General features: G+C 30.0%; 19 protein-coding genes and 1 pseudogene. 11 read left to right on the top strand and 9 right to left on the bottom strand.

Going from position 1 to position 23,072, the window contains the following annotated elements; translation table 11 throughout:
* The 4 genes and pseudogenes from CHB63_RS07990 to CHB63_RS08005 form a co-directional block, all read left to right on the top strand.
* Nucleotides 1-933 (top strand): annotated as a pseudogene (locus tag CHB63_RS07990) (2-hydroxyacid dehydrogenase); the annotation flags it as partial.
* 436 nt (nt 934-1,369) lie between these two features.
* Nucleotides 1,370-1,657 (top strand): TM2 domain-containing protein, encoded by a 288-nt coding sequence (locus tag CHB63_RS07995; protein WP_089377930.1) that lies wholly within the window; start codon nt 1,370-1,372, stop codon nt 1,655-1,657.
* Between the two features lie 82 nt (nt 1,658-1,739).
* Nucleotides 1,740-2,066, top strand: a complete 327-nt coding sequence (locus CHB63_RS08000) for an ArsR/SmtB family transcription factor (protein ID WP_089377931.1) — start codon at nt 1,740-1,742, stop codon at nt 2,064-2,066.
* A 52-nt stretch (nt 2,067-2,118) separates the two neighbouring features.
* Complete coding sequence (locus CHB63_RS08005) at nt 2,119-2,619, top strand: DUF6428 family protein (protein WP_089377932.1); 501 nt, start codon at nt 2,119-2,121, stop codon at nt 2,617-2,619.
* Here the strand turns inward: CHB63_RS08005 and CHB63_RS08010 are convergent.
* The 3 genes from CHB63_RS08010 to CHB63_RS08020 are packed head-to-tail and all read right to left on the bottom strand — an operon-like array spanning nt 2,616 to nt 6,238.
* A complete protein-coding gene (locus CHB63_RS08010) occupies nt 2,616-4,469 on the bottom strand; it encodes a GNAT family N-acyltransferase (RefSeq protein WP_089377933.1) in 1,854 nt (617 codons plus the stop codon). The two genes, CHB63_RS08005 and CHB63_RS08010, sit on opposite strands and share 4 nt — an antisense overlap.
* 38 nt (nt 4,470-4,507) lie before the next feature.
* The gene (locus tag CHB63_RS08015; protein ID WP_089377934.1) at nt 4,508-5,755 is read right to left on the bottom strand and encodes an aspartate kinase; all 1,248 of its coding nucleotides are present in this window, start codon (nt 5,753-5,755) and stop codon (nt 4,508-4,510) included.
* A gap of 6 nt (nt 5,756-5,761) precedes the next feature.
* Nucleotides 5,762-6,238: a GNAT family N-acetyltransferase gene (locus CHB63_RS08020; RefSeq protein WP_089377935.1), complete on the bottom strand. Its 477-nt coding sequence runs from the start codon at nt 6,236-6,238 to the stop codon at nt 5,762-5,764.
* A gap of 122 nt (nt 6,239-6,360) precedes the next feature.
* Between CHB63_RS08020 and fbp the strand changes: the two genes are divergently transcribed.
* On the top strand, nt 6,361-7,383 hold the full coding sequence (fbp, locus tag CHB63_RS08025; RefSeq protein ID WP_089377936.1) for a class 1 fructose-bisphosphatase: 1,023 nt from the start codon (nt 6,361-6,363) through the stop codon (nt 7,381-7,383).
* Nucleotides 7,384-7,515: 132 nt separating this feature from the next.
* The gene (locus CHB63_RS08030; protein WP_089377937.1) at nt 7,516-8,124 is read left to right on the top strand and encodes a superoxide dismutase; all 609 of its coding nucleotides are present in this window, start codon (nt 7,516-7,518) and stop codon (nt 8,122-8,124) included.
* Between the two features lie 67 nt (nt 8,125-8,191).
* Here CHB63_RS08030 and CHB63_RS08035 read toward each other — a convergent pair whose 3' ends face one another.
* The 3 genes from CHB63_RS08035 to CHB63_RS08045 form a co-directional block, all read right to left on the bottom strand.
* Nucleotides 8,192-10,762 (bottom strand): hypothetical protein, encoded by a 2,571-nt coding sequence (locus tag CHB63_RS08035; RefSeq protein WP_089377938.1) that lies wholly within the window; start codon nt 10,760-10,762, stop codon nt 8,192-8,194.
* Nucleotides 10,763-10,792: 30 nt separating this feature from the next.
* Entirely contained in the window at nt 10,793-12,694 is a 1,902-nt protein-coding gene (locus tag CHB63_RS08040) for an amidophosphoribosyltransferase (protein ID WP_089377939.1), read from the bottom strand.
* A 65-nt stretch (nt 12,695-12,759) separates the two neighbouring features.
* Nucleotides 12,760-13,686, bottom strand: coding sequence for a PfkB family carbohydrate kinase (locus CHB63_RS08045; protein ID WP_089377940.1), 927 nt, complete (start codon nt 13,684-13,686; stop codon nt 12,760-12,762).
* 99 nt (nt 13,687-13,785) lie between these two features.
* On the opposite strand from CHB63_RS08045, the gene CHB63_RS08050 reads away from it, so the two are divergent.
* From CHB63_RS08050 to CHB63_RS08070, 5 genes are all read left to right on the top strand, one after another.
* A complete protein-coding gene (locus CHB63_RS08050; protein WP_089377941.1) occupies nt 13,786-14,208 on the top strand; it encodes a SufE family protein in 423 nt (140 codons plus the stop codon).
* Nucleotides 14,209-14,259: 51 nt separating this feature from the next.
* Nucleotides 14,260-14,580 (top strand): DUF59 domain-containing protein, encoded by a 321-nt coding sequence (locus CHB63_RS08055; protein ID WP_089377942.1) that lies wholly within the window; start codon nt 14,260-14,262, stop codon nt 14,578-14,580.
* The gene (locus CHB63_RS08060; protein ID WP_089377943.1) at nt 14,581-15,087 is read left to right on the top strand and encodes a DUF2480 family protein; all 507 of its coding nucleotides are present in this window, start codon (nt 14,581-14,583) and stop codon (nt 15,085-15,087) included.
* A 75-nt stretch (nt 15,088-15,162) separates the two neighbouring features.
* Nucleotides 15,163-16,038: a DUF3078 domain-containing protein gene (locus tag CHB63_RS08065; RefSeq protein WP_089377944.1), complete on the top strand. Its 876-nt coding sequence runs from the start codon at nt 15,163-15,165 to the stop codon at nt 16,036-16,038.
* 198 nt (nt 16,039-16,236) lie between these two features.
* Nucleotides 16,237-17,157 carry a DUF3078 domain-containing protein gene (locus CHB63_RS08070; RefSeq protein WP_089377945.1) on the top strand — a complete coding sequence of 307 codons (921 nt, stop codon included), beginning with the start codon at nt 16,237-16,239 and terminating at the stop codon, nt 17,155-17,157.
* A 373-nt stretch (nt 17,158-17,530) separates the two neighbouring features.
* On the opposite strand, the gene CHB63_RS08075 is transcribed toward CHB63_RS08070, so the two are convergent.
* The 3 genes from CHB63_RS08075 to pgi all read right to left on the bottom strand — a co-directional run bounded on the left by CHB63_RS08075 (nt 17,531) and on the right by pgi (nt 23,052).
* Nucleotides 17,531-18,598, bottom strand: coding sequence for a hypothetical protein (locus CHB63_RS08075; protein WP_089377946.1), 1,068 nt, complete (start codon nt 18,596-18,598; stop codon nt 17,531-17,533).
* Nucleotides 18,599-18,616: 18 nt separating this feature from the next.
* A complete protein-coding gene (locus CHB63_RS08080; RefSeq protein ID WP_245856852.1) occupies nt 18,617-21,124 on the bottom strand; it encodes a TonB-dependent receptor in 2,508 nt (835 codons plus the stop codon).
* A gap of 359 nt (nt 21,125-21,483) precedes the next feature.
* Nucleotides 21,484-23,052 (bottom strand): glucose-6-phosphate isomerase, encoded by a 1,569-nt coding sequence (gene pgi, locus CHB63_RS08085; RefSeq protein ID WP_089377948.1) that lies wholly within the window; start codon nt 23,050-23,052, stop codon nt 21,484-21,486.
* Nucleotides 23,053-23,072: the final 20 nt, after the last annotated feature.

The following is a 23,072-nucleotide window of genomic DNA, read 5'->3' on the forward strand; positions in this document are numbered from 1 at the left end:
ATGAAAGTTCTTCTAATTGATACCAATCACCCATTACTTAAAACCGGTTTAGAAAAATTAGGTTGTATTTGTGATGAAGATTATACTTCAACAAAACAACAAATAGAAGAAAAAATAAGTAATTATGATGGTATTGTAATTAGAAGTAGATTTAAAATAGATCAACATTTTTTAGAGAAAGCTTCTAATTTAAAATTTATTGCTCGGGTTGGAGCAGGACTTGAAAGTATTGATATTGACTTTGCAACTAAAAAAGGTATTCAACTAATTTCGGCCCCAGAAGGAAATAGAAATGCGGTAGGAGAACATGTCTTGGGAATGATTCTTTCTTTATTTAATAATTTAAAAAAAGCGGATCTAGAAATTAGAAAAGGAAAATGGTTGCGTGAGGCGAATAGAGGAATTGAATTAGAAGGAAAAACAGTTGGAATTATTGGCTATGGAAATATGGGAAAAGCTTTTGCGAAAAAACTTAAAGGTTTTGATGTAGAGGTAATTTGTTATGACATTAAAGAAGATGTGGGCGATGAAAACTGTAAGCAGGTTTCGTTAAAAAAATTACAAGAGAAAACAGATGTGCTAAGTTTACATACACCGTTTAATGAGTTGTCTCATAAAATGGTAAACATGGATTTTATAAATAAATTTAAAAAATCTTTTTACTTAATAAATACGGCAAGAGGTTCTGCAGTTGTAACAAATCATTTAGTTGAAGGACTAATAAGTAGAAAAGTTTTAGGAGCTTGTTTAGATGTACTTGAATACGAAAAATTATCATTTGAAAATTTATTTGAAAATGATGATCTACCTGAGGCTTTTGATTATTTAATTCACGCTGAAAATGTTTTGTTATCGCCGCATGTTGCGGGTTGGACCGTTGAATCTAAAATAAAATTAGCACAAACAATAGTAGATAAAGTTGAGGTAATTTTTTATTCAGAAGATAAAAATATTGAAGAGAAGGATATTAAACGAGTAACAGGAATTGGAGGATTGTTTTTTAAAACAGGGAATCCAGGAAAATTAAAAAAATGGTATAAAACCCATTTAGGATTTAATATAGATGATTGGGGTTGTACGTTTTGGTGGAAAAATAATGATGGAAAACCGGCAAGTACACAATGGAGTCCTTTTAAAAGTGATACAACCTATTTTTCACCATCAACAAAAGACTATATGTTTAACTATAGAGTTGATAATTTAGTCGCCCTTTTTAAAAAGTTGAAAGAGGAAAAAGTTGTTATTGTAGGAGAAATTGAGGAATTTGATTATGGAAAATTTGGTTGGATTATAGATCCTGACGGAAATAAAATAGAGTTATGGGAGCCAATAGACTCGGCTTTTTTATAAATAAGTTAAAAATAAAATAATGGATGTAATTGACGAAAATGGAAATGTAATTCCAAAAAGCACGGAAGAGAGTAAAAGAGTTTTAGCAGGAATATTAGGAATTTTATTAGGCCCTTTTGGTGTGCATAAATTTGTATTGGGCTATACAACACAAGGTGTTATATTATTGGCAAGTACAATTGTTACTTGTGGAATAGGAGCGGCAATAACCAGCATTATTGGTTTAATTGAAGGAATAATATATCTTACAAAATCTGATGAAGAGTTTGTTTATATGTACCAAACCAATAAAAAAGAATGGTTTTAAAAAGATAAAAAACTCATTTTCTGGTGAATGAGTTTTTTTATTCAATTTATTATCGTAATATTGCAATGATAAAATTTTAATTATGGGAGTTACTAAAAGCAAAATATTTACCGAGCATCAAAACAAATTAGCAAAAATTGCTAAAGTTTTAGGGCACCCTGCACGTATTGCAATCTTAGAGTATATTTTTAAAGCAAATACTTGTATTTGTAATGATTTGGTTGATGAAATCGGTTTAGCACAAGCGACAATTTCTCAACATTTAAAAGAATTAAAGTCAATTAGTCTAATTTCTGGAACTATCGAAGGTAAAAAAGTTTGTTATTGTATAAACAAACAACGTTGGGATGAAGTTCAACAAGAATTAGTTAATTTTTTCAAGTCTGATCAAGACGCTTCCTGCTGTTAAAAAAAATTTGATCTTGATAATCGTAATATTACAATAATAAAAATAGAAAATTATGAAAACAAAAAACTTTTTAGAAACATTAAAAAATAACTTAACAAAGGATCTTTTATTTGAATATAGTCCAGATAAATTTGTTGGGGCAAATTATCATATTACTGAAATTAAAACACATTCTATTGAATCTATTGATTGTGGAGGGCTTGAAAATTCATGGAGAGAAATAGTTGTACAGCTATGGGAAAGCCCTTTAGAAGTGGGTAAAAGAACTTTTATGAAGGTTTCAAAAGCAATTGAAATTGTAAATAAAGTGAATGCTATTAAGCCTCTTTTTCTTGATTCAGAAATTAAAATTGAATACGGGAACAAATCATTTCATACCGCAAATTTAGTTGTGCATAGTATTTCAGAAAATGATAAAAGTGTGATTGTTAAATTGCACCCAGATAGCACACAATGTAAGGCTTCAGATCACTGTTGCACACCGGAAAAAAGTGAAAAAAATAAAATTAGTTTAGCACCAATTAATGCTTCAAAAGAAGTGAAATGCTGCTAAATAGCCTTATCCAAAGAAGCTGAAGGTGAAGTTGTTGAAATTTCATCTTTAGTTTTGTCATTTTCAAGACTGTTTTCAAGTTCAGCTTGAAACTCTTCTAAAACTGGTTTAACAGTGCTTTCTGGAATGTCTGCAACCCTTATATACATTAAACCATCAATTGCATTATTAAACTTGGGATCAACATTAAATGCTACTAATCTAGCATTTTGTTTCACATACTTTTTAATTAGTACGGGAATTCGAAGTGCTCCTGGTTCTATTTCATCAATAATTTTATCAAATTTATTCATATCTGCTTTGGTGGCATCAAAAACAAAATCTTTATCCGCATCTTTCAGTTTAACTTTATACTCTTTTTTAGGGTGAATATATTGAGCAATATAAGGATCGTAATAATGAGATTTCATAAATTCAATCATTAAAGATTTAGAAAAATTTGAAAACTGATTGCTAATACTTACTCCGCCAATTAAATATTTATATTCTGGATGTCGAAGAGTAACATGAACTATACCTTTCCAAAGTAAAAATAATGGCATGGGTTTTTGTTGATACTCACTAATAATAAAAGCACGTCCCATTTCAATGGAATTTTCCATCATAGAATATAATTCGGGCTCAAATTTAAATAGGGTATGAACATAAAAACCTTCAACTCCATATTTTTTATAAATATCCTTTCCCAGTCCCATCCTGTAGGCTCCAACTACTTTATTTGCTTCATTATCCCATAAAAATAAATGGTGGTAATAACCATCAAATCTATCTAGGTCAATAGATTCATTTGTTCCTTCACCAACTTCTCTAAAGGTAATTTCACGAAGTCGACCAATTTCAAATTTTAAGTTTGGAATTTTATTGCTTGGAGCAAAAAACACTTCATAATTTTTACTTTGAAGTAATCTGTTATTATTTAATCGTAATGAATCAACCTCTTGAATTATTTTATCCTTATTTTTTTGACTTACAATTTTCTTAGGAATTTTAGGGATTTTTAAAGAAGGTGCGCTTAATGTTTTGTTTTCCTTTTCAAAAGGATTTGCTAACATGTATGTTTTCCTTCTAATAAAATCGCATAAATCTTCAATATTGGTATACTCTTCTTGATCTGAAACAGGAATAGGTTTTCCTATTCTAACTTTAATAATTCTTCCTTTTTGTGATAAGCATTCAGAAGGTAATTTTGCGGTTCTTAAAGTAGGATTCAGTTTAGATAAAAAATAAAATAACCTACTGTTTTTTGCATGAAAATATATTGGAATTACAGGAACTTTTGCTTTTTTAATTAGTTTAATTGCACTTTCTTCCCATGGTCTATCAACAATTAGTTTTCCATCTTTAAAAGTTGAAACTTCACCGGCTGGAAAAACACCTAAAGAACCGCCACCTTTAATATGTGAGAGCGCATTTTTTATACCTGCCAAACTCGATTGGACATCCTTTCTATCTTCAAAAGGATTTACAGGTAAAATAAAAGGCTTCATTGGTTCAATTCTATGCAGTAAAAAATTGGCAATTATCTTATAATCCGGTCGTTTTTCTATGAGTAGTTTTAATAATAGAATACCATCAATTCCACCAAGTGGATGGTTGGAAACAGTTATAAATGAACCATCTTTTGGGATCCTTTTCAAATCTTCTTCTGGAATCTCAAACTTAATTTGAAGATCGTCTAATAATGCGGAAAAAAACTCTAAATCTTTTAAATGTTTATGCTTATTGTAAATGTTGTTTATTTCAGATATTCTAAGAATTTTCATTAATAACCAACCAAAGAAGGTGCCAATAAACCCGTACTTATCCAGCTTTATTACTTTCGAAACTTCCTTTGGTGTTACTAAACTCATTTAAATTAAATTAAGGCTAATAGCAAAAATACACAAAATTATTGCATAACTAGTTGAACAGTTCCTTTTGTAGCTTGTTTTAATAAAACGGTTCCTTTTTTTTCTATTAAATTGATAGCAGTTTGTGTTGAATGTCTTATTGTAAATAATGAAACATTTTTAGTATAATTCACCTTAAAGTTCAATTTTAATTTACTTAAAAACTGTTCGAAATTGTTGAATTTATCTTCAATACAAACCGAAAAACTTAAAGCAGAATTTTGAATAACATTCACTTTTAAGTTGTATTCATGTAATATTTTAAAAATATCACTTAAATTACTTTCAACCATAAAGGAAAAATCCAATGCTGAAATTGAGACCAATATTTGATGCTGTTTTAATATAAAACAAGGAGTTTCTGGAAATAAATCGCTGCCTTTTCCAACAGTTGTTCTTTTTAAATTTAAATTATAAAATGAACGTACAAATAATGGAATATTTTTATTTTCGAGTGGTTTTAATGTCTTTGGATGTATTACAGAAGCACCATAAAATGCCATTTCAATGGCTTCATCATAAGATATTTGCTCAAGTAAAATGGTGTTTTCAAAATATCTGGGATCTGCATTTAAAACTCCATCAACATCTTTCCAAATAGTTACACTTTCCGCATCTAAACAATGAGCAAAAATTGCAGCAGAATAATCAGATCCTTCTCTGCCTAAAGTTGTTGTTTGTTGTTTGTTATTTGATGACAAAAATCCTTGAGTGATTATTAAATTATTGGTATTGAATGTTTTTATATTCTTGCTGGTTTGTTCCCAATTTACAGTAGCATTTCGAAAAGAAGCATCTGTTTTAATATATTCACGAACATCGACCCAATTATTAGAAATACCAACTTCGTTTAAATAATAACTCACAATTTTTGTAGAAAGCAATTCTCCAAATCCAACAATTTGATCATATACAAAGTTATAATCGGATGATTTATTTGATGCTAAAAAACCACTTAATTGTCCAAATAAGTGTTCAACTTCTAGTAAAATTGAAGGGTTTTTGTTATCAAACAAATTATCAATTAAATCCAAATGAAAATTTCTAACAAATTCTATGGTAGCTAAAACCTCATCAGATTTATGATAATATGCATTAATAATATTTTCAAAAGCATTGGTCATTTTTCCCATTGCCGAAATTACTATTAGGGTGTTACCATATCCTTCATGTTCTAAAATACGAACAATATTTTTTACACTTTCGGCATCTTTTACAGATGCTCCACCAAATTTAAAAACCTTCATGAAGTGTTACTTTTTTAAATATTTTTTCATAGATAATCTATCTATTTGAGCAGTATCCCAATCTCTCAAAACCTTTGCGCCAGTACTTTCATAAAACTTAATGGCTGGTTCATTCCAATCTAACACATTCCATTCAATTCTTTCAACCCCTTTATTATAGCCATATTCAATTACTTTTTTGTATAAAGCGCTTCCTATTTTAAATCCTCTTTTATTTTCCGTAACAATTAAATCTTCTAAGTGAATTGTTGGTCCTTTCCACGTAGAATATCTAGGGTAAAATATAGCGATACCAACTATTTCTTCAGCCATTTCGGCAACAAAAATTTTAAATAAAGGAAATTTACCAAAACCATCTTTTTCTAAATCATCAACTGTAATAATTACCGCATTTGATTCTTTTTCAAAATGCGCTAGCTCTTTAATTAATTTTAGCACAGATGGCATATCTTCTTTTTTACCTTCTCTAATTATAAAACTCATTTCTAATCTTATTAATTTTGTGTTAGCTAAAATAAATAATCTTTATTCAAACTATATAACTATCTAAGGTCTTTTTAGATTTTTTTTTCGACCTTTGTTAAAACAACTAACTAAGTAAAAATATGAAAGCTAAAAACCTGACATTGGGTGAGTTTATTATTGAAAATCAAAAACATTATAAATCTACAACAGGGGAATTTTCACGGTTATTAAGTTCTATTAAATTAGCTGCTAAAATTGTAAACTACAAAGTAAATAAAGCTGGTTTGGTTGATATTTTAGGCGAAGCTGGAGATACAAATATCCAAGGTGAAGATCAACAGAAATTGGATGTTTATGCTAATGATGTTTTTATGGAAACGTTAATAAACAGGGAGATTGTTTGTGGGATTGCAAGTGAAGAGGAAGATGATTTTGTTACAATTAAAGGTAAACAGGGAACAAACGAAAACAAGTATATAATTTTAATTGATCCTTTAGATGGTTCTTCAAATATTGATGTAAACGTTTCAGTAGGTACAATTTTTTCAATTTATAAAAGAGTAACTCCAATAGGTACGCCAGTTCAAAAAATTGATTTTTTACAGCCAGGAAGTCAACAAGTTGCTGCTGGTTATGTTGTTTATGGTACTTCAACTATGTTAGTTTACACTTCTGGGCATGGTGTAAGTGGATTTACATTAAATCCAGCAATTGGGTCGTTTTATTTATCGCATCCAAATTTTAAATTTCCAGAGGAAGGACAAATTTATTCTATAAATGAAGGAAATTATGTGCATTTTCCACAAGGGGTGAAAGATTATTTAAAATACTGTCAAGAAGAAAAAGACAATAGACCGTATACTTCTAGATATATTGGATCGTTAGTTTCAGATTTTCATAGAAACATGATTAAAGGTGGTATTTATATGTACCCAACAAGTGCAATAGGACCAAAGGGGAAATTGCGTTTATTATATGAATGTAATCCAATGGCTTTTTTAGCCGAACAGGCAAATGGAAAGGCTTCTGATGGATATAGAAGAGTTTTAGATATTAAACCAACTGAATTGCACCAACGTGTTCCTTTTTTCTGCGGAAGTAAAAATATGGTTACAAAAGCTGAAGAATTTATGGCAAAGTACCCTAAAGATGGTAATTATTAGATTATTTTAAATAAGAGCAAACAAAAAACAAATAAAGTTTAGCAATACCACTATAAGAACATTCGATTTTTTAGAATGAAAACCGTTCGCTACCTTTGATTATATTTAATATTAATCTAAAAAAAAATAATTATGGCTTTTGAATTACCGAAACTTCCCTACGCTTATGATGCGTTAGAACCACATATTGATGCAAGAACAATGGAAATACACCACACAAAGCATCATGCAGGATATACCAACAATGTAAATAATGCAATTGCTGGAACAGATTTAGAAGGAAAATCTATTGAGAATATTTTAACTGGATTGGATATGAATAATACGGCTGTTAGAAATAATGGTGGTGGTTTTTACAATCACTGTTTGTTTTGGGATGTAATGAATCCTGAAGGAAAAGGATATTTATCTGGAGAATTAAAAGATGCAATTGTTGCTGAATTTGGTTCAGTTGATGCTTTTAAAGACGCTTTTGCTAAAGCTGCAGCAACTCGTTTTGGTTCTGGTTGGGCTTGGTTATGTGTTCATAAAGGTGGAAAAGTAGAAATTTGTTCTACTGCAAATCAAGACAATCCATTAATGCCTGGAGTTAGTTGTGGAGGTTTTCCAATTTTAGCTTTAGATGTATGGGAACATGCTTATTACTTGCACTATCAAAACAGAAGACCAGATTATATTAATGCATTTTTTAATGTAATTAACTGGAATCATGTTGAGAAATTATATGCTGAGAATAAATAGTATTTTTAATAAATAGGTTATAAAAAAACTCGCCAATTTGGCGAGTTTTTTGTTTTTAGTATTTTTCTTATTCTAAACTTACACTTATAATTGAAATACCATGTTTTTCTTCTAAATCACTTTTTAGAATTTCTGGTCCAATTGAAAATTGAATACTTTCAATTTTGCTAATATCAAATTCAGAATTTATATTGTGATCTAAATAATATGGTAAAAAGCTAGGATAAGGTCTTGGCAATGTTACAGTTTTAACAGGCTTTAAATCTTTAATTAATAACTTGTATTCTTTTGTTTCGGTTCCAATTTCAACTACATTACCAAAAGCAGCACCATCATTCATTACAAATGCAATTTGAAGTTTACAAGGTTTGTCATTTAATGCATTTCCTTTTAAAACAATTATTTCTTTTGAAGAAAGGTTTTCTTGTCTACCTTTAATTTTATCTAAAATAAACGCCTTAAAACTATAGTCATAATTTGGTTTTGCATTTAAATTTTCATTATCAGGCACAAATAATTTTTCAATATTTATTTGATATGCATCTTCATTTTCATTTTCAGTTGGAACCAATTTTAAGGTGTTTCTCCATTCTTTAACTAATAAATCGGCATCATTTTTTGCATTAAAAAGAGTAATGTTATTTTTTGCAGGTACTACTCGAATATCATAAGTGCTTCTATCATAAAAACCCCAATCACTAGGCAATCCAATTTCATTTGCTGGATAGGTTCTAGTTTCTTTGTTATTTTTTACAATTATTTGGTATTTAAGATATCCTGTTGTTATTAACTTTTCAGGAACAATTGCAGTGTAATTGTAACCAATTCTATTCATTTTTATAACTTCTCTTTTATAACCTGAATATGTCCATAATTCAACTTCATCTGGCATATTTGGAGCTACAATTTGTGTTTTAATTTCTATAGGAGTCCCTTCAGAGATTGTTTTTAGAGGAGTATGTTTAAAGTAAGTTTTAGTAACTGTAGTTTCAGGAGCAAAATAATCGTTAAGTTTTATATTTTGAAAATCATCATTAGGTAACCATTTTTTAGAAACTCCCTTTTTACTAAGAATATAAGTTCCTGGCTTAATTGAAAATGAATTCCCCGCAATTTTAGCCGAAAAGTTATTTCCTTCATTTATTGCTTCAATGTTAAAATCTAAACCTAAATCTTTCAAGGTTATATTCATTATCCATTCTTCCCATTTAATAACTCCAACTGTTTTTTTAGGGCTATTTCTACCAAATGGATTGTCTACCCAAACAGCATCAGGCATTACTTCTAATCTCCAAACACCTTTTTTAACTTTGTCTAAAAAGTATGCTCCATAACCGTTGTATTGAACAAGATTAGAATTACCAAAACCGGCAATTTTATGTAACTTTTTCTCTTTAACAGGCTTTGAAATAGTGTTATTTGTGTAAATAAATTTTTCTTCAGAATTATATTCGGCTAAATCTTTTTTGTAGTCAACATTAAACGCATCGAAAGTTGTGTTTTCTGGATACTTTCCATAATTTTTATACATTGGTACTTCATGAAAAACTTCCGAAGAAATCATTAAACTCAATGCTTTTTGTGGAGTGTACGCCAAGTTCATATAATGGGTATTATACTCGGTATTTGCATATGCTAAATAGGTTGGGTCATAAGCAAAATGAGTTCCTATTTGAATTCCTGCTTCTCTAAAACTTCTAGCCATAGCCGGATAAATATATGATCTACCAACATCTGCTGCATCAAATTCATAAACCAATTTAGCACCTTTATGCTTTTTAATAGTTTCATCAAAAGTGATATCGTAATCATTTACATTTGGTAATAAATTTCCAGAAAGCTCACGTTGATAACCTAATCCTGAAGGATACCATTGAAATGTTCCTCCTTGGATACCAGCATTAAAATAAGCATCGGCAAAATGTACACCATGACTTATATTATAAAAGATAGGTTTTTTTGTGCCGGTTTTACGCATGGCATCAACCATTGCTTTTACAAATTCTGTTACTTTTTCTGCTTCACCTCTATGGTGCGGTTCGTTACTAACTTCAAAAGCAATAAGACTTGGATCGTTTTTATAAGCAACACCTGTATATGGATTTACATGGTTTAAAAATTGATATAAGTAATTTTGTTGCGCTTTAATGGCGTCTGGATTTGACAAGCAATCTCCTTTTCCATATTTATTTGAAAAACCTGGAGTTTCAGTATTTGGTTCTGGCCATCCATCTCCCCAAAATGCAATAGGCGTTATTACATAATTTATTTTTTTCTCTTTCAATTTTTTAAGTAAATAATCGAAAGTATCTAAATGTTCGTTTACTATAAGATTACCAAGGGTGTCGCTTATTTCAGTATCCCAAACGTGAATTCTGTATAAATCAAAGCCAAGACGTGAAAAATGATACACATCATTGTCGATGGCTTCTTTAGGATCAATTCCCATTCTTTTTGCAGAACGAAATGCATGTGCAAAAGGCACCGTATAATTTACACCAAACCCTTTTACTTCTTCGTTGGTTTTTTTCCAACGCATTACACCATTGTCATCTACTCGAACATCATTATTTTGAGCAGAGAAGTTGATTGTACATAAAAACAGTACAAAAACTAAAAATTTATATTTTGTTTTCATACCATCAAATTTAAGGATTAAAGTTTATTTTTAATAGGCTCTTTTGCTACTTCCCTCATAAAAATTAATAAAAGACTCATTTACAACACGATTACCACCTGGTGTTGGATAATCTCCAGTGAAGTACCAATCTCCTAAGTGATCTGGACAAGCTTTATGTAAATTTTCTACAGATTGATAAATAATTTCAACTTCAGCATTTATCTCTTCTGTTTTTAACATTTGCGCTATTTTATCTGAAATTTGTTCATCAGAAAAAGATGCATAAATTTCTTTAACAGAATTTACAATTTCAGGATCTTCTAATTGTTGTTGATTTTTACATTTATGATAAACTTCTTCAACTAGATGGTATTGATTTGTTTCTTTCAACAATTCTAAAGCAGCTCTAAATGCTATGAAATCACCCATTCTCGCCATGTCAATTCCGTAACAATCCGGATAGCGAATTTGGGGTGCGGACGAAACTATAATAATTTTTTTAGGATGTAATCGGTCTAATATCTTAATGATACTTTTCTTTAAAGTAGTACCTCTAACAATACTATCATCAATTATCACCAAATTATCTTTTGGTTTAACAATACCGTAAGTAACATCGTAAACGTGCGCAACTAAATCATCTCTACTATTATCATCAGCAATAAATGTTCTTAGTTTTGCATCTTTAATTGCGAGTTTTTCTATTCGAGGTCTTTCAGATAATACTTGAGTAACTTTTTCAGCAGATAAAAGATTTTTACCGTTTAAAATTGCTTTTGTTTTTTGAAGGTTCAGAAAATCCTCGGCAGCTTCTCGCATTCCATAAAATGATGTTTCTGCGGTATTTGGAATGAATGAAAAAACGGTATTTTTCATGTCATTTTTAATTTTTTTCAAAATTTGAGGAAATACTAATTTTCCTAAATTTTTTCTTTCGGTATAAATATCTTTATCACTTCCTCTAGAAAAATAGATGCGCTCGAAAGAACAAGATTTTTTTGGAAGAGGTTCAATCACTTTATTCATTGAAATAGTGCCATTTTTTTTAATAATTAGTGCGCAACCTGGCTCTATTTCTTTTACATCGTTAATAGCTACATTAAAAACAGTTTGTATCACTGGACGTTCAGAGGCTACAACTACAACTTCGTCATCTTTATAATAAAAGGCCGGTCTAATTCCAGCAGGATCACGCAAAACAAAGCCATCTCCATGGCCTAACATACCAGCCATTGCATAGCCACCATCCCAGTTTTTAGCAGATTTCTTTAATATTTTTTTAATATTTATGCGTTCTTCAATTAACGGGGAAGCATCCTTCTTACTTACGCCTGTTTTATGTTTTATATTTTTATATAATTTCGCAACCTCATCATCAATAAAATGACCGATTTTCTCCATTACAGTAACGGTGTCTGTCATTTCTTTTGGGTGTTGACCAATTTCAACTAAATCGTTAAACAAGCGTTTAGAGTTGGTCATATTAAAGTTACCAGCAACAATTAAACTCTTGTGCATCCAATTACTTTGTCGTAAAAAAGGATGAACTGCTTCAATACTATTTTTCCCAAAGGTTCCGTAACGTACATGACCTAAAAATAAATTTCCAATATATGGAGCGTTGTTTATTTGCCAGTCAACATCATCAACCTTATCAGGATTTTCTTCATTTAGCTCGTTTAAACGCCCATTAATTTGTGCGAAAATATCTTGTATTGGTTGGTCGGCATTAGAACGAACTCTACTGATATACCTTGTGCCTGGAGCTACATCAAATTTTATACTTGCCAAACCAGCACCATCCTGTCCGCGATTGTGCTGTTTTTCCATTAACAAATACATTTTATTTAAACCATAAAACGCAGATCCATATTTGTCTTTATAATACTGTAATGGTTTTAGTAATCTTACCATTGCAATTCCACATTCGTGTTTAATAGCGTCGCTCATAGTATTTGTTTTATTATAATGGTTTAAATAAAAAATTCCGCATGGGTGCGGAATTTCATTTCATATTAATTTAATTCAATTTCAAATTGAGTTAATAATTTAAATTGTAATAATCGTTCTTGAATGTCATCGTATGTTAGATTCTCCATTCTTTCAGTTCCAAATTTTTCAACACAAAAGGATGCCAAATTGGATCCTGAAATAACAGCTCTTTTCATATTTTCAAATGAAATATCACCAGTTCTGGCAATGTGTCCAATAAATCCACCAGCAAATGTATCGCCAGCGCCTGTTGGATCAAAAACTTCTTCTAATGGTAATGCAGGAGCAAAAAACACATTGTCATCATTAAATAGTAAAGCACCGTGCTCACCTTTTTTAATAACCACATACTTTGGTCCCATTTCTTGGATTTTTTGGGCAGCCTTAACTAAAGAGTACTCGCCAGATAATTGTCGTGCCTCTTCATCGTTTATTGTAATTACATCAATCTTAGCAATTACCTCCATCAATTCAGGTAACGTATTATCCATCCAAAAATTCATAGTATCTAAAACTACTAATTTTGGTCTAATTGGAATTTGTTTTATTACATCCATTTGAACTGAAGGATGCAAGTTTCCTAACATTAAAAAATCTGTATCTATAAATTTTTCTGGAACTACAGGTTTAAAATCAGCTAATACATTTAAATCTGTAATTAAGGTATCTCTCGTATTTAAATCGTTGTGATATTTACCTTTCCAAAAAAATGTTTTACCATCTTCAATTATATCAATGCCGTCAGTATTTATGTTTTTATCATTTAATTTTTTTAAATACTCTTTTGGGAAATCACCTCCAACAACTGAAACAATTCCGGATTTTACTCCAAATTGAGATGCAGATAGTGAGATGTATGTAGCGGCACCACCTAATATTTTATCAGTTTTTCCAAATGGAGTTTCAATAGCATCAAAAGCAACTGTGCCAACAATTAATAATTTACTCATAGTTAATAGATCTTATTACACATTCAAAAATGGTATAATTAGTGTTTATATTTTTTTTAAACACAAGATGTGTTATTTTTGCAAAAATAAGTTTAAAAAATGACTATCAAAGAAATACAAGAAGAAATTATAGATGAGTTTTCAATGTTTGATGATTGGATGGAACGTTACGAATATATTATTGAACTTGGAAAATCATTGCCTCTAATTGATGAGGTTTATAAAACCGAAAATAATTTAATAATGGGTTGTCAATCAAAAGTTTGGTTGCATTCTGAGATAGAAGATGGGAACATTAAATTTACTGCAGACAGTGATGCCATTTTAACTAAAGGGATTGTAGCTATCTTACTTCGTGTTTTTAACAATCAAAAACCTATTGATATTTTAGAAGCGGATTTATTTTTTATTGATGAAATTGGTTTAAAAGAACACCTTTCTCCTACAAGAGCAAATGGCTTAGTTTCAATGATAAAACAAATTAAATTATACGCGCTAGCTTTTCAATCAAAATTAAGTTAATAATTGTATATTTGCCCTTATTTAGAATGAATATAAAGAAAGGTTTTAAACATGAATAGTAATCGCGTTGAAGAATTAGGTAATAAAATAGTTGAAGTATTAAAAACTATTTACGATCCTGAAATTCCTGTAGATATATTTGAATTAGGCTTAATATATGATGTTTTTGTAAGTGAAAACAACGATGTTAAAATATTAATGACCTTAACTTCTCCTAATTGCCCGGTGGCGGAAACATTACCAGTAGAAATAGAAGAGAAAGTTAAAACACTTGAAGAAGTAAAGAACGCAGAGGTTGAAATTACTTTTGACCCAATGTGGACTCAAGATATGATGAGTGAAGAAGCTAAACTTGAACTTGGTTTTCTATAAATGGCTGACGAAATTGTAAATAGAGTTGCTAATAGCAAGTTAAAAACAATTGACCTTGAGGATTATTACCCAAAAGGTGAAAGAACTATTATAGATATAAAGCAATGGTTGTTTCATGAGCTCATTCTAAAAGAAACAGAATTTAGAGCATATTTAGCATCTCATGATTGGAGTCAATATAAAAATCATTATATAGCATTAACATGTACTTCAGATGCTGTTATTCCTTCATGGGCATATATGTTAATTACTACTTATGTTGCTCCTTTTGCAAAAAAAATTGTTGTAGGCACTTTAAAAGAGTTAGAGAATTCTATTTTTCAGGACATTATAAAATCAATTGGCACTGAAGAATTTAGGGATATTCCTGTAATTATTAAAGGTTGTTCTAATAAGCCAATTCCAGAAACGGCATATATTTTTCTTATTGAAAAATTACAGCCAGTGGTAAAATCTATTATGTTTGGAGAAGCTTGTTCTACGGTACCATTATTTAAGCGTAAATAATTAAATTTTTATAAAAAATTTAATTATTCTTTGTTATTTTTGCTTGCTTTATTAGTAATTTTCAAATAGTAGATTTTGAGAAACTTTTTTTTATTAATTATAGCTTTATTATATATCACGTTTTCTTTTGCACAAGCAAAAAAAGCTGAACCACCAAAACAGGGTTGGACTTCAAAAGGAAAAATATCTTTTTTATTTAATCAGTCTGCATTTTCAAATTGGGTTGCAAGAGGTGAAAACACTTTGGCAGGAAATATTGGCGTTAATTATAATTTTAATTATTTAAAAGCTAAAGTAACTTGGAAAAACAATGTTGTATCATCTTATGGCTTAACAAAAAGTAAGAATACAGATTTTGAAAAGAAAACTGACGACCGTTTTGAGTTTAATTCATTGTTAGGAATTAAAGCAGAAAGTAATTGGTATTATTCCTTGCTTTTTAATTTTAAAACTCAATTTACAAGAGGTTTTAAATATTCAAAAGATACAAACGGGAAAGAAATTCGAACGGAACATACCAATTTTTTCTCGCCGGCCACTTTTTTATTAGGACCGGGTATGTTATGGGAAAAAAATGAAAATTTTAAATTTAACATTGCTCCGGCAACTACCAAGTTAGTTATTGTTGACAGAAATTTCACTTTGCCAAAAGAAGCTTATTTTGGAGTTGAAGAAGGGAAAAGTACTCGTTTGGAATTAGGGTTGAGTGCCACGGGACGATTAAAAATTGATTTAGCTGAAAACATGTCAATGGAAAATATTTTGAATTTGTATTCGAATTATTTAGAAAGCCCTGAAAATATTGATATTGATTATACGATGAATTTAATAATGAAAATCAATAGCCATTTTACTACCAACCTAATTTTTCAAACAATTTATGATGATAATGCCTTTGAAGGATTTCAAATAAGGGAGGTTTTTGGACTCAGTTTTAACTATGGATTTTAGTAAAGACCCTATTATTTTTCTTTAGATGAGCTAATTAGCTCATTTTTTTTTTCACTAACTTTAACTAATTAAATATTTTGTGATATGAATGCAAGATTATTTTATTAGAAAAATTGAAATATTTTGTGACTTTTTGAGTGGAAAATAGTCTTATAGATATATTTATACATGCTAAAAAAATAAATTAAAATTAACATTATGAAAAAAGTAGGATTGGTATTATTAATGGTGTTTGGAGTTACTTTTATGTATGCTCAAACATTGGAAGAATTAAAGGCTGAACAAGGACCTAAAAATGATTCAATAGCAGCTTTACAAGCTAAAGTAAATGCTATTCAAGGTAAAATTGATGCCCTTCCAGGATGGAAGAAAGGTGCATTTGGTACTATTGGTGCAAACCTTGCTGGTTTTGACAATTGGTATTCAAAAGGAACACCAAACTCGTCTAATGGGAATATTGGCTTTACAGTTAACGCTTTTGCAAATCTTAAGCAAGAGAAATTTTTCTGGAGAAATTCAGCAAATGTAAATTTAGGTTGGGTAAAGTTTGATGATAAAGACGATGAAACTGACAAAAAAGATTTTCAAGAAGCATCAGATGTTTTTAGTATTACTTCATTGTATGGACATAAATTAAGTGAGAAATTTGCAATTTCAACTTTAGGAGAGTATAGAACTACTATTTTAAGTAATTTTAATGATCCTGGATATTTAGATCTTGGTTTAGGTGCTACCTGGACACCAATTGCAGATTTAGTTGTTGTTATTCACCCATTGAACTACAACTTTGTATTTAGTAAAGGAGAAAGTGTTTTTGAATCTTCTTTGGGTGCAAAAATAGTTGCTGATTATACGAAACAACTAGGTGCTGTAAAGTTTAAAACAAATCTTTCTGCATTTCAAAGTTATAAAAGTTCAGATTTTTCTAACTGGACTTGGACAAACTCTTTTGGTTACACGTTATGGAAAGGGATTGGTGTAGGATTTGATTTAGGTTTAAGAAAGAACAAACAAGAAGCTTTAAATTATACACTTGCAGATGATCCAAGTGCAACATTTGAAACTGTAGATAATAAATTGCAATCTTATTGGTTGTTTGGTTTAAACTATGGATTCTAATAGCTATTAAAAAATAATAGAAATTAAAAGCCTGTAAGTAAAACTTACAGGCTTTTTTTATCAAATTTTTAATGACTCTTCACTTTTATTATGTTTTGGATGCTTTTATTATTTTGGTGTTTTAGTTGTTAACTTTATTGGAATTAAGGGTAAAACACATTTGAAATTAAGCTTTAGCTGTAATTGTGTTTATTAAATCATATTGTCCGATATTTGTATTAGATAGAAGTGCCTGTATGCAGTCAATTTAAAATAGATTATCGAATAACCTTTTATTAACGAAAGGTATATTTTGAGTTTTTGTCTATTATTATTGATGTATAAAAAAAGACCGCAATACAGCGGTCTCTTTTTAAATATAAAAATATATTATTTATTGTAGTACATAAGCACCTCCACTTAAAATAACTTTCATTTCCCAAATTTCAGCAGCACCTGAATAAACATTATAGCTAACAACATATTTTTGTCCTTCAGCACTTGAAGGGAAGTTGTTAAGTAAAATAGTGTTTATTTTATCTAATCTTACTTCAACAGATTCTTCAGCCTTTCCACCTCTAACATCAAAGTTACCATAATTACCATTACCAACTAAATCATAATCAGCTGCAGTAAGTGTATACTTAATAGTGTTGTCAGGTACCCAAGTAGATCCATCATGACCAAATTTAATTGTTTCTTCAGCAACATTATTATATGTAGACCAAGTTGAACCATCAAAAACGTAATTATTTACATAACTTTTTGTAACACCACCACCTTTATATAATTCATACATAGCTTGTACAATGTCTCCTGCGCTTTTTGGGCTAAATTTAAAAATATCTGGTAATGCTAATGGTATTTTTAGAGCAGCTTCATCATGACTTGAAAAGTTAGGGTAGCTTTCTCCCATTGATTTGTACTCATCTTCAGTAAATCCAGCAAATCTACTCCATTCACCATTTTCAAATAAGAAACCATCGGTTAATGTACTTTCACCACCTGCGTAAAAACGATATCTTAAAGAATAGAAATCACCTTCACTTGGAGATGTGTATGTAGCTTCTAAATAATCAAAAATATGGTAATCTCTATCAAAATTCCCATACGTTTTTCCAGTAATTGCGTTGTGTTCATCATCACTTAATTCATAAACTTCAGCACTTGGAGAACTTATTGGGTTGTATAATTTAAAAGTAACGGTTGCTAAAGAACCATCTCCCCATACTGGGTATTTGTCTGTTAAAAGCTCAGGAATCATTGATTTAGCATCATCAATTGAGCTAAAATTTCCGTAAGATAAATCTAAATCATCGTAATCGTCATCACTTAAAGAAAACTCAATCTCACCAGTAATAATTTCCTTTTGAGCATCGATTTCATTGTAGATATCTTCCATTGGGTCACAGGCTGTAAAAACAAGCCCTAAAACCATAAATAAATAAATAAATTTTTTCATTGTTTTTTATTTTTTAAATTAAAATCTAATTTTAGCACTAACATCAAATGTTCTTCCGAAACCAAACCATACTAAAGCAGTTTGATCAACAGAACCAGCACCATCTAAAGCATCTGCAATATATTCCGTGTTGAATACATTGTTCATTCTACCTATTAATGTAGTGTCCAAATCACCAATTTTGAAACCATATCTAATACTCGCATCAAAAGTACTATAAGCTGGAGCTTTCCAAGCTTGAGGTGCACCTTGCGTACCTCTATCATTCGGATCATATTGAGCATATAAATCATCAAAATAGTTAAAATCTACAGTGAAGTGAGTTTTAGGCATTAATTCATAATCTAAACCTAAAGCGGCTGTTGTTTGAGCAGCATCAGACACTTTTAATCCAGCAATATATAAATTAACAGTGTCAATTAAATTTTGCTCTTCATCATATATATTAACATCTTCAACATCATTATCCCATTCCCAGTTTCCTAAAGAAAGCATACCAATTATAGATAATTTGTCAGAAGGTTTATAAGTGAAATCAAATTCAATACCTTGATGAAGTGCATTAACACCTAAAATATTAGCGGTACTAAAGGTACCATCAGGATTTTGAAACCCTTCAGTTAATGTTCTGTCATTCCACTGTGTTCTATATACATTTAAATTCGCTGCAAACTCTGCACCTCTAAATCCATATCCTAATTCAGTACTAAATATTTTTTGATTTTCAGCATCTTCATTAATATGATCATTATCAAATTGTAAAAATACAGAGTCAAATCCTGCTGCTTTTTCAAAATAGCCAATATTAGCAAATACATTATGTTGATCGTCAATTCTATAGTTAGCACCACCTTTTACGCTATATCCTGTAAAATTATATTTGTCTGTTTCTTGATTTCCTGGAACATATTGGAAATAATCAATTCTTCTGTAAGAAGTATTAGATACTGCGGCTGAAACAAAAGTTGATAAGTTGTCAGTATTATACTCTAATTGAGTAAAAAGACCTTGCCATCCAACTTCACCATCATTGTAATAAGAAAATTTATCACCAACTTTTAAAGCGGTATTTGGGTTGTTTATGTTTGAATTGTCTTCAACATAGTTTCCTCCTAATAAATCTGTTACTTCTCTAAAGTGTTTTCCAGTATAATCTCTTAAATCAAGACCTGCAATAAAAGATAAGTTGTCGTTGAAATCTGTTTTAAATGTTGATAAAGCACCAAACCAACTATGGTCGTTACGTGAAGCTCTTAAAAATGCTTCAGAACCTAAACCTTGAGTTCCATTAGCTCTGTTTATTGCAACAATATTGTCTAAATCCATTGGTTGGTCATCACCACCTATTCTAACATTAAATAAATCTCTGTTAGAACCAGCAGTACCACCACCACCTCCTGTACCCCAAGAAGCATAAAGTGCAGTTGATAAATTAGTTTTATCACTAATAGTCCAATAGTGATTTAAAGAAGTTTGTGATTTGTGATAAAAGTTATCTTCTACATGAACAACTTGTCCGTTTTTAATACCCCAATCTGGGTTAAATTTGTTACCACTTTCAGCATTTCTGTATTTTGAAATTAAACTTCTGTTTTGTCTTTGACCATGTCTTTGTGGTGCTCCAAAAGAAGTTATCGCTAATTTGTGATTGTCATTTATTTGTTTAGAAATGTTTACAAAGTAGTTGAAACCATCAAACTCAGTTCCATCAACATAACCATTTCCTTGAGTTCTAGAAGCTGCAACTGTCGCTGCAAAACCATTATCTAATAATCCTGTAGAAACTGTCGCTCCATATTTTTGGTAACCGTCATTTCCAACAGCTGTGAAAATATTACCTCCTTTTTCTACATCTGTAGTTTTAGATAAAATGTTTACGGTACCACCAATTGAAGGAACAGCAAGTTTTGAAGCTCCTAAACCTCTTTGTACTTGCATAGCACTTGTAACATCAGCTAAACCAGCCCAGTTAGACCAATAAACTCTACCGTTTTCCATATCATTAACAGGCACACCGTTAATCATTACAGCTACATTTTCAGAGTTAAAACCTCTTAGTGTTAATCTACCATCACCAAAACCTCCACCTGACTTGGTTGCATAAACACCTGGTGTAGATTTTAAAATTTCAGGGAATTCTTGTGATCCTAATTTGTTTTCAATTACATCTGCTTTTATTGTAGATACAGCAACAGGTGTTTTTCTGTCAATTGCAAAAGAAGTTGCTGTAATAATAATTTCCTCTAAAGACTCTGCCGATGGTTTTAATGCAACTGAACCAAAATTGGTAGTTCCATTAAAAGCAATAGTTTTAGATTCGTACCCAACAAATGAAACTAATACGTTTCCACTTGTAGTTGAAGACTCAAATGAAAAGTTTCCATCAAAATCAGTTGAAGATCCAGTTTGTGTTCCTGTAATAACCACAGAAGCACCTGGTAAAGGTTGATTTGATTCATCAACTACTTTTCCAGAAAGTTTAGTTTGAGCAAAAATGGTAGCTGAAGAACATATCAGTACTACCATTAACAAATTTTTAAATTTTCTCATGTTTTAATTTTAATTTGAATTAAATGTGGTGCAAAAATGCAATTTTTTGTTGATTAACATTTTAATTAAATGTTAAAATTTAACAAAAAATTAAGAATGTCTAAATTTACAAAAACCAACATATCTGATTGCTTAAAAAACAAATAGATATTAACAAAAACCAACAAAAAATCAATGAATTGTTGAAAACAATGAGGATAACATTTTTTTTACATATAAAACATAATAATACTATTATTTATATAATTATGAAATTATTTAATAATTAACAGAAATGTTAAATTAAGCCAAGTAAAATGTTAAAAAAAGCGATGTTTATATGAAAAAAATATAATTTATTTATTTTGATTTAAAAACTTGTTTGCAAGTTCTTTTCCAAGCTCAACACCAAACTGATCAAAACTAAAAATATTCCAAATAATACCTTGAATAAATATTTTACATTCATAAAAAGCAATTAAGCTACCTAGAGATTTTGGAGTTAATTTTTCAATTAAAATAGTTGTACTAGGTTTATTCCCATCAAAAACCTTAAAAGGTAATAAGGTTTCAATTTCTTCTAATTTACCTTGAGTTTTTAAATCTAAATGCGCTTCTTCTTTGGTTTTTCCCTGTGCTAGGGCTTCCGTTTGGGCAAAAAAGTTAGCCATTAGTTTGTTGTGGTGATCTTTATCTCCATAAAGTGACTCTTTAAATCCAATAAAATCTGCAGGAATTAATTTAGTCCCCTGATGTAATAACTGCATAAATGCATGTTGAGAGTTTGATCCCGGAGCACCCCAAATAATATTACCAGTTTGATAATTTACTTTGCTACCATTTCTATCAACACTTTTACCATTGCTTTCCATAATAGCTTGTTGAAGGTAAGGTGCTAATTTACTTAGGTATTGTGAGTAAGGTAAAATAACTTCAGTTTCACATTTAAAAAAGTTTGTATACCAAATGCCAATTAAACTTAAAATAACCGGAGCGTTTTTTTCGAACGGAGTATTTTTAAAATGCTCATCCATTTCAAAAGCGCCAATTAATAAATCTTTGAAATTATTAAAACCAACAGCCAAACTGATAGTTAAACCAACAGTACTCCATAAAGAGAAACGGCCACCAACCCAATTCCACATTGTAAAAATGTTGTCATGGTCTATACCAAATTCACTTACAGTTTTTAAGTTTGTTGAAACAGCTACAAAATGTTTTGCAACGTCTTTTTCAGATGCTGATTGTAAAAACCACTTTTTAATGGTTGTTGCATTTGTAAGTGTTTCTTGGGTAGTAAATGTTTTTGAAACGATTACAAATAAAGTTGTTTCAGGATTTAAATTTTTAATTACTTCCTGAACATGGTCACCATCAATATTTGATACAAAATGTATATTTAAGTGATTTTTATAAAATTTTAAAGATTCAACAACCATATCTGGCCCTAAATCTGAACCTCCAATACCAATATTTACAACATCTGATATTGATTTATTAGTAAATCCTTTCCAATCTCCAGAAACTACTTTGTTAGTAAAAGATTCCATTTTATTTAAGGTTTCTCTTATTTCGGGCATTACGTTTTTCCCATCTACTAAAACCTCACTATTAGATTGATTTCTTAAAGCAGTATGTAAAACAGCCCTTTTTTCTGTTTGATTAATTTTTTCTCCAGAAAAATAAGAATCCATTGCACTTTTTAAATCAACTTCATTTGCTAATTCTAATAGATAATTTAATGTTTCATCAGTAATTCTATTTTTTGAATAATCAAATTCAAACTCATTAAAATTAATAGTGTAATTATTTTTCCTATTACTATCATTATTAAATAATGATTTTAAATGAGTGTCTTTAGTTTCGTTATAATGTTTGGTAAGTTTTTGCCAAGCTTTAGTTTGGGTTGGATTTACATTCTTCATTGTAAAAATTTATGGTATTA

The organism is Lutibacter flavus, from assembly GCF_900188355.1.
Classification (GTDB): Bacteria; Bacteroidota; Bacteroidia; order Flavobacteriales; family Flavobacteriaceae; genus Lutibacter; species Lutibacter flavus.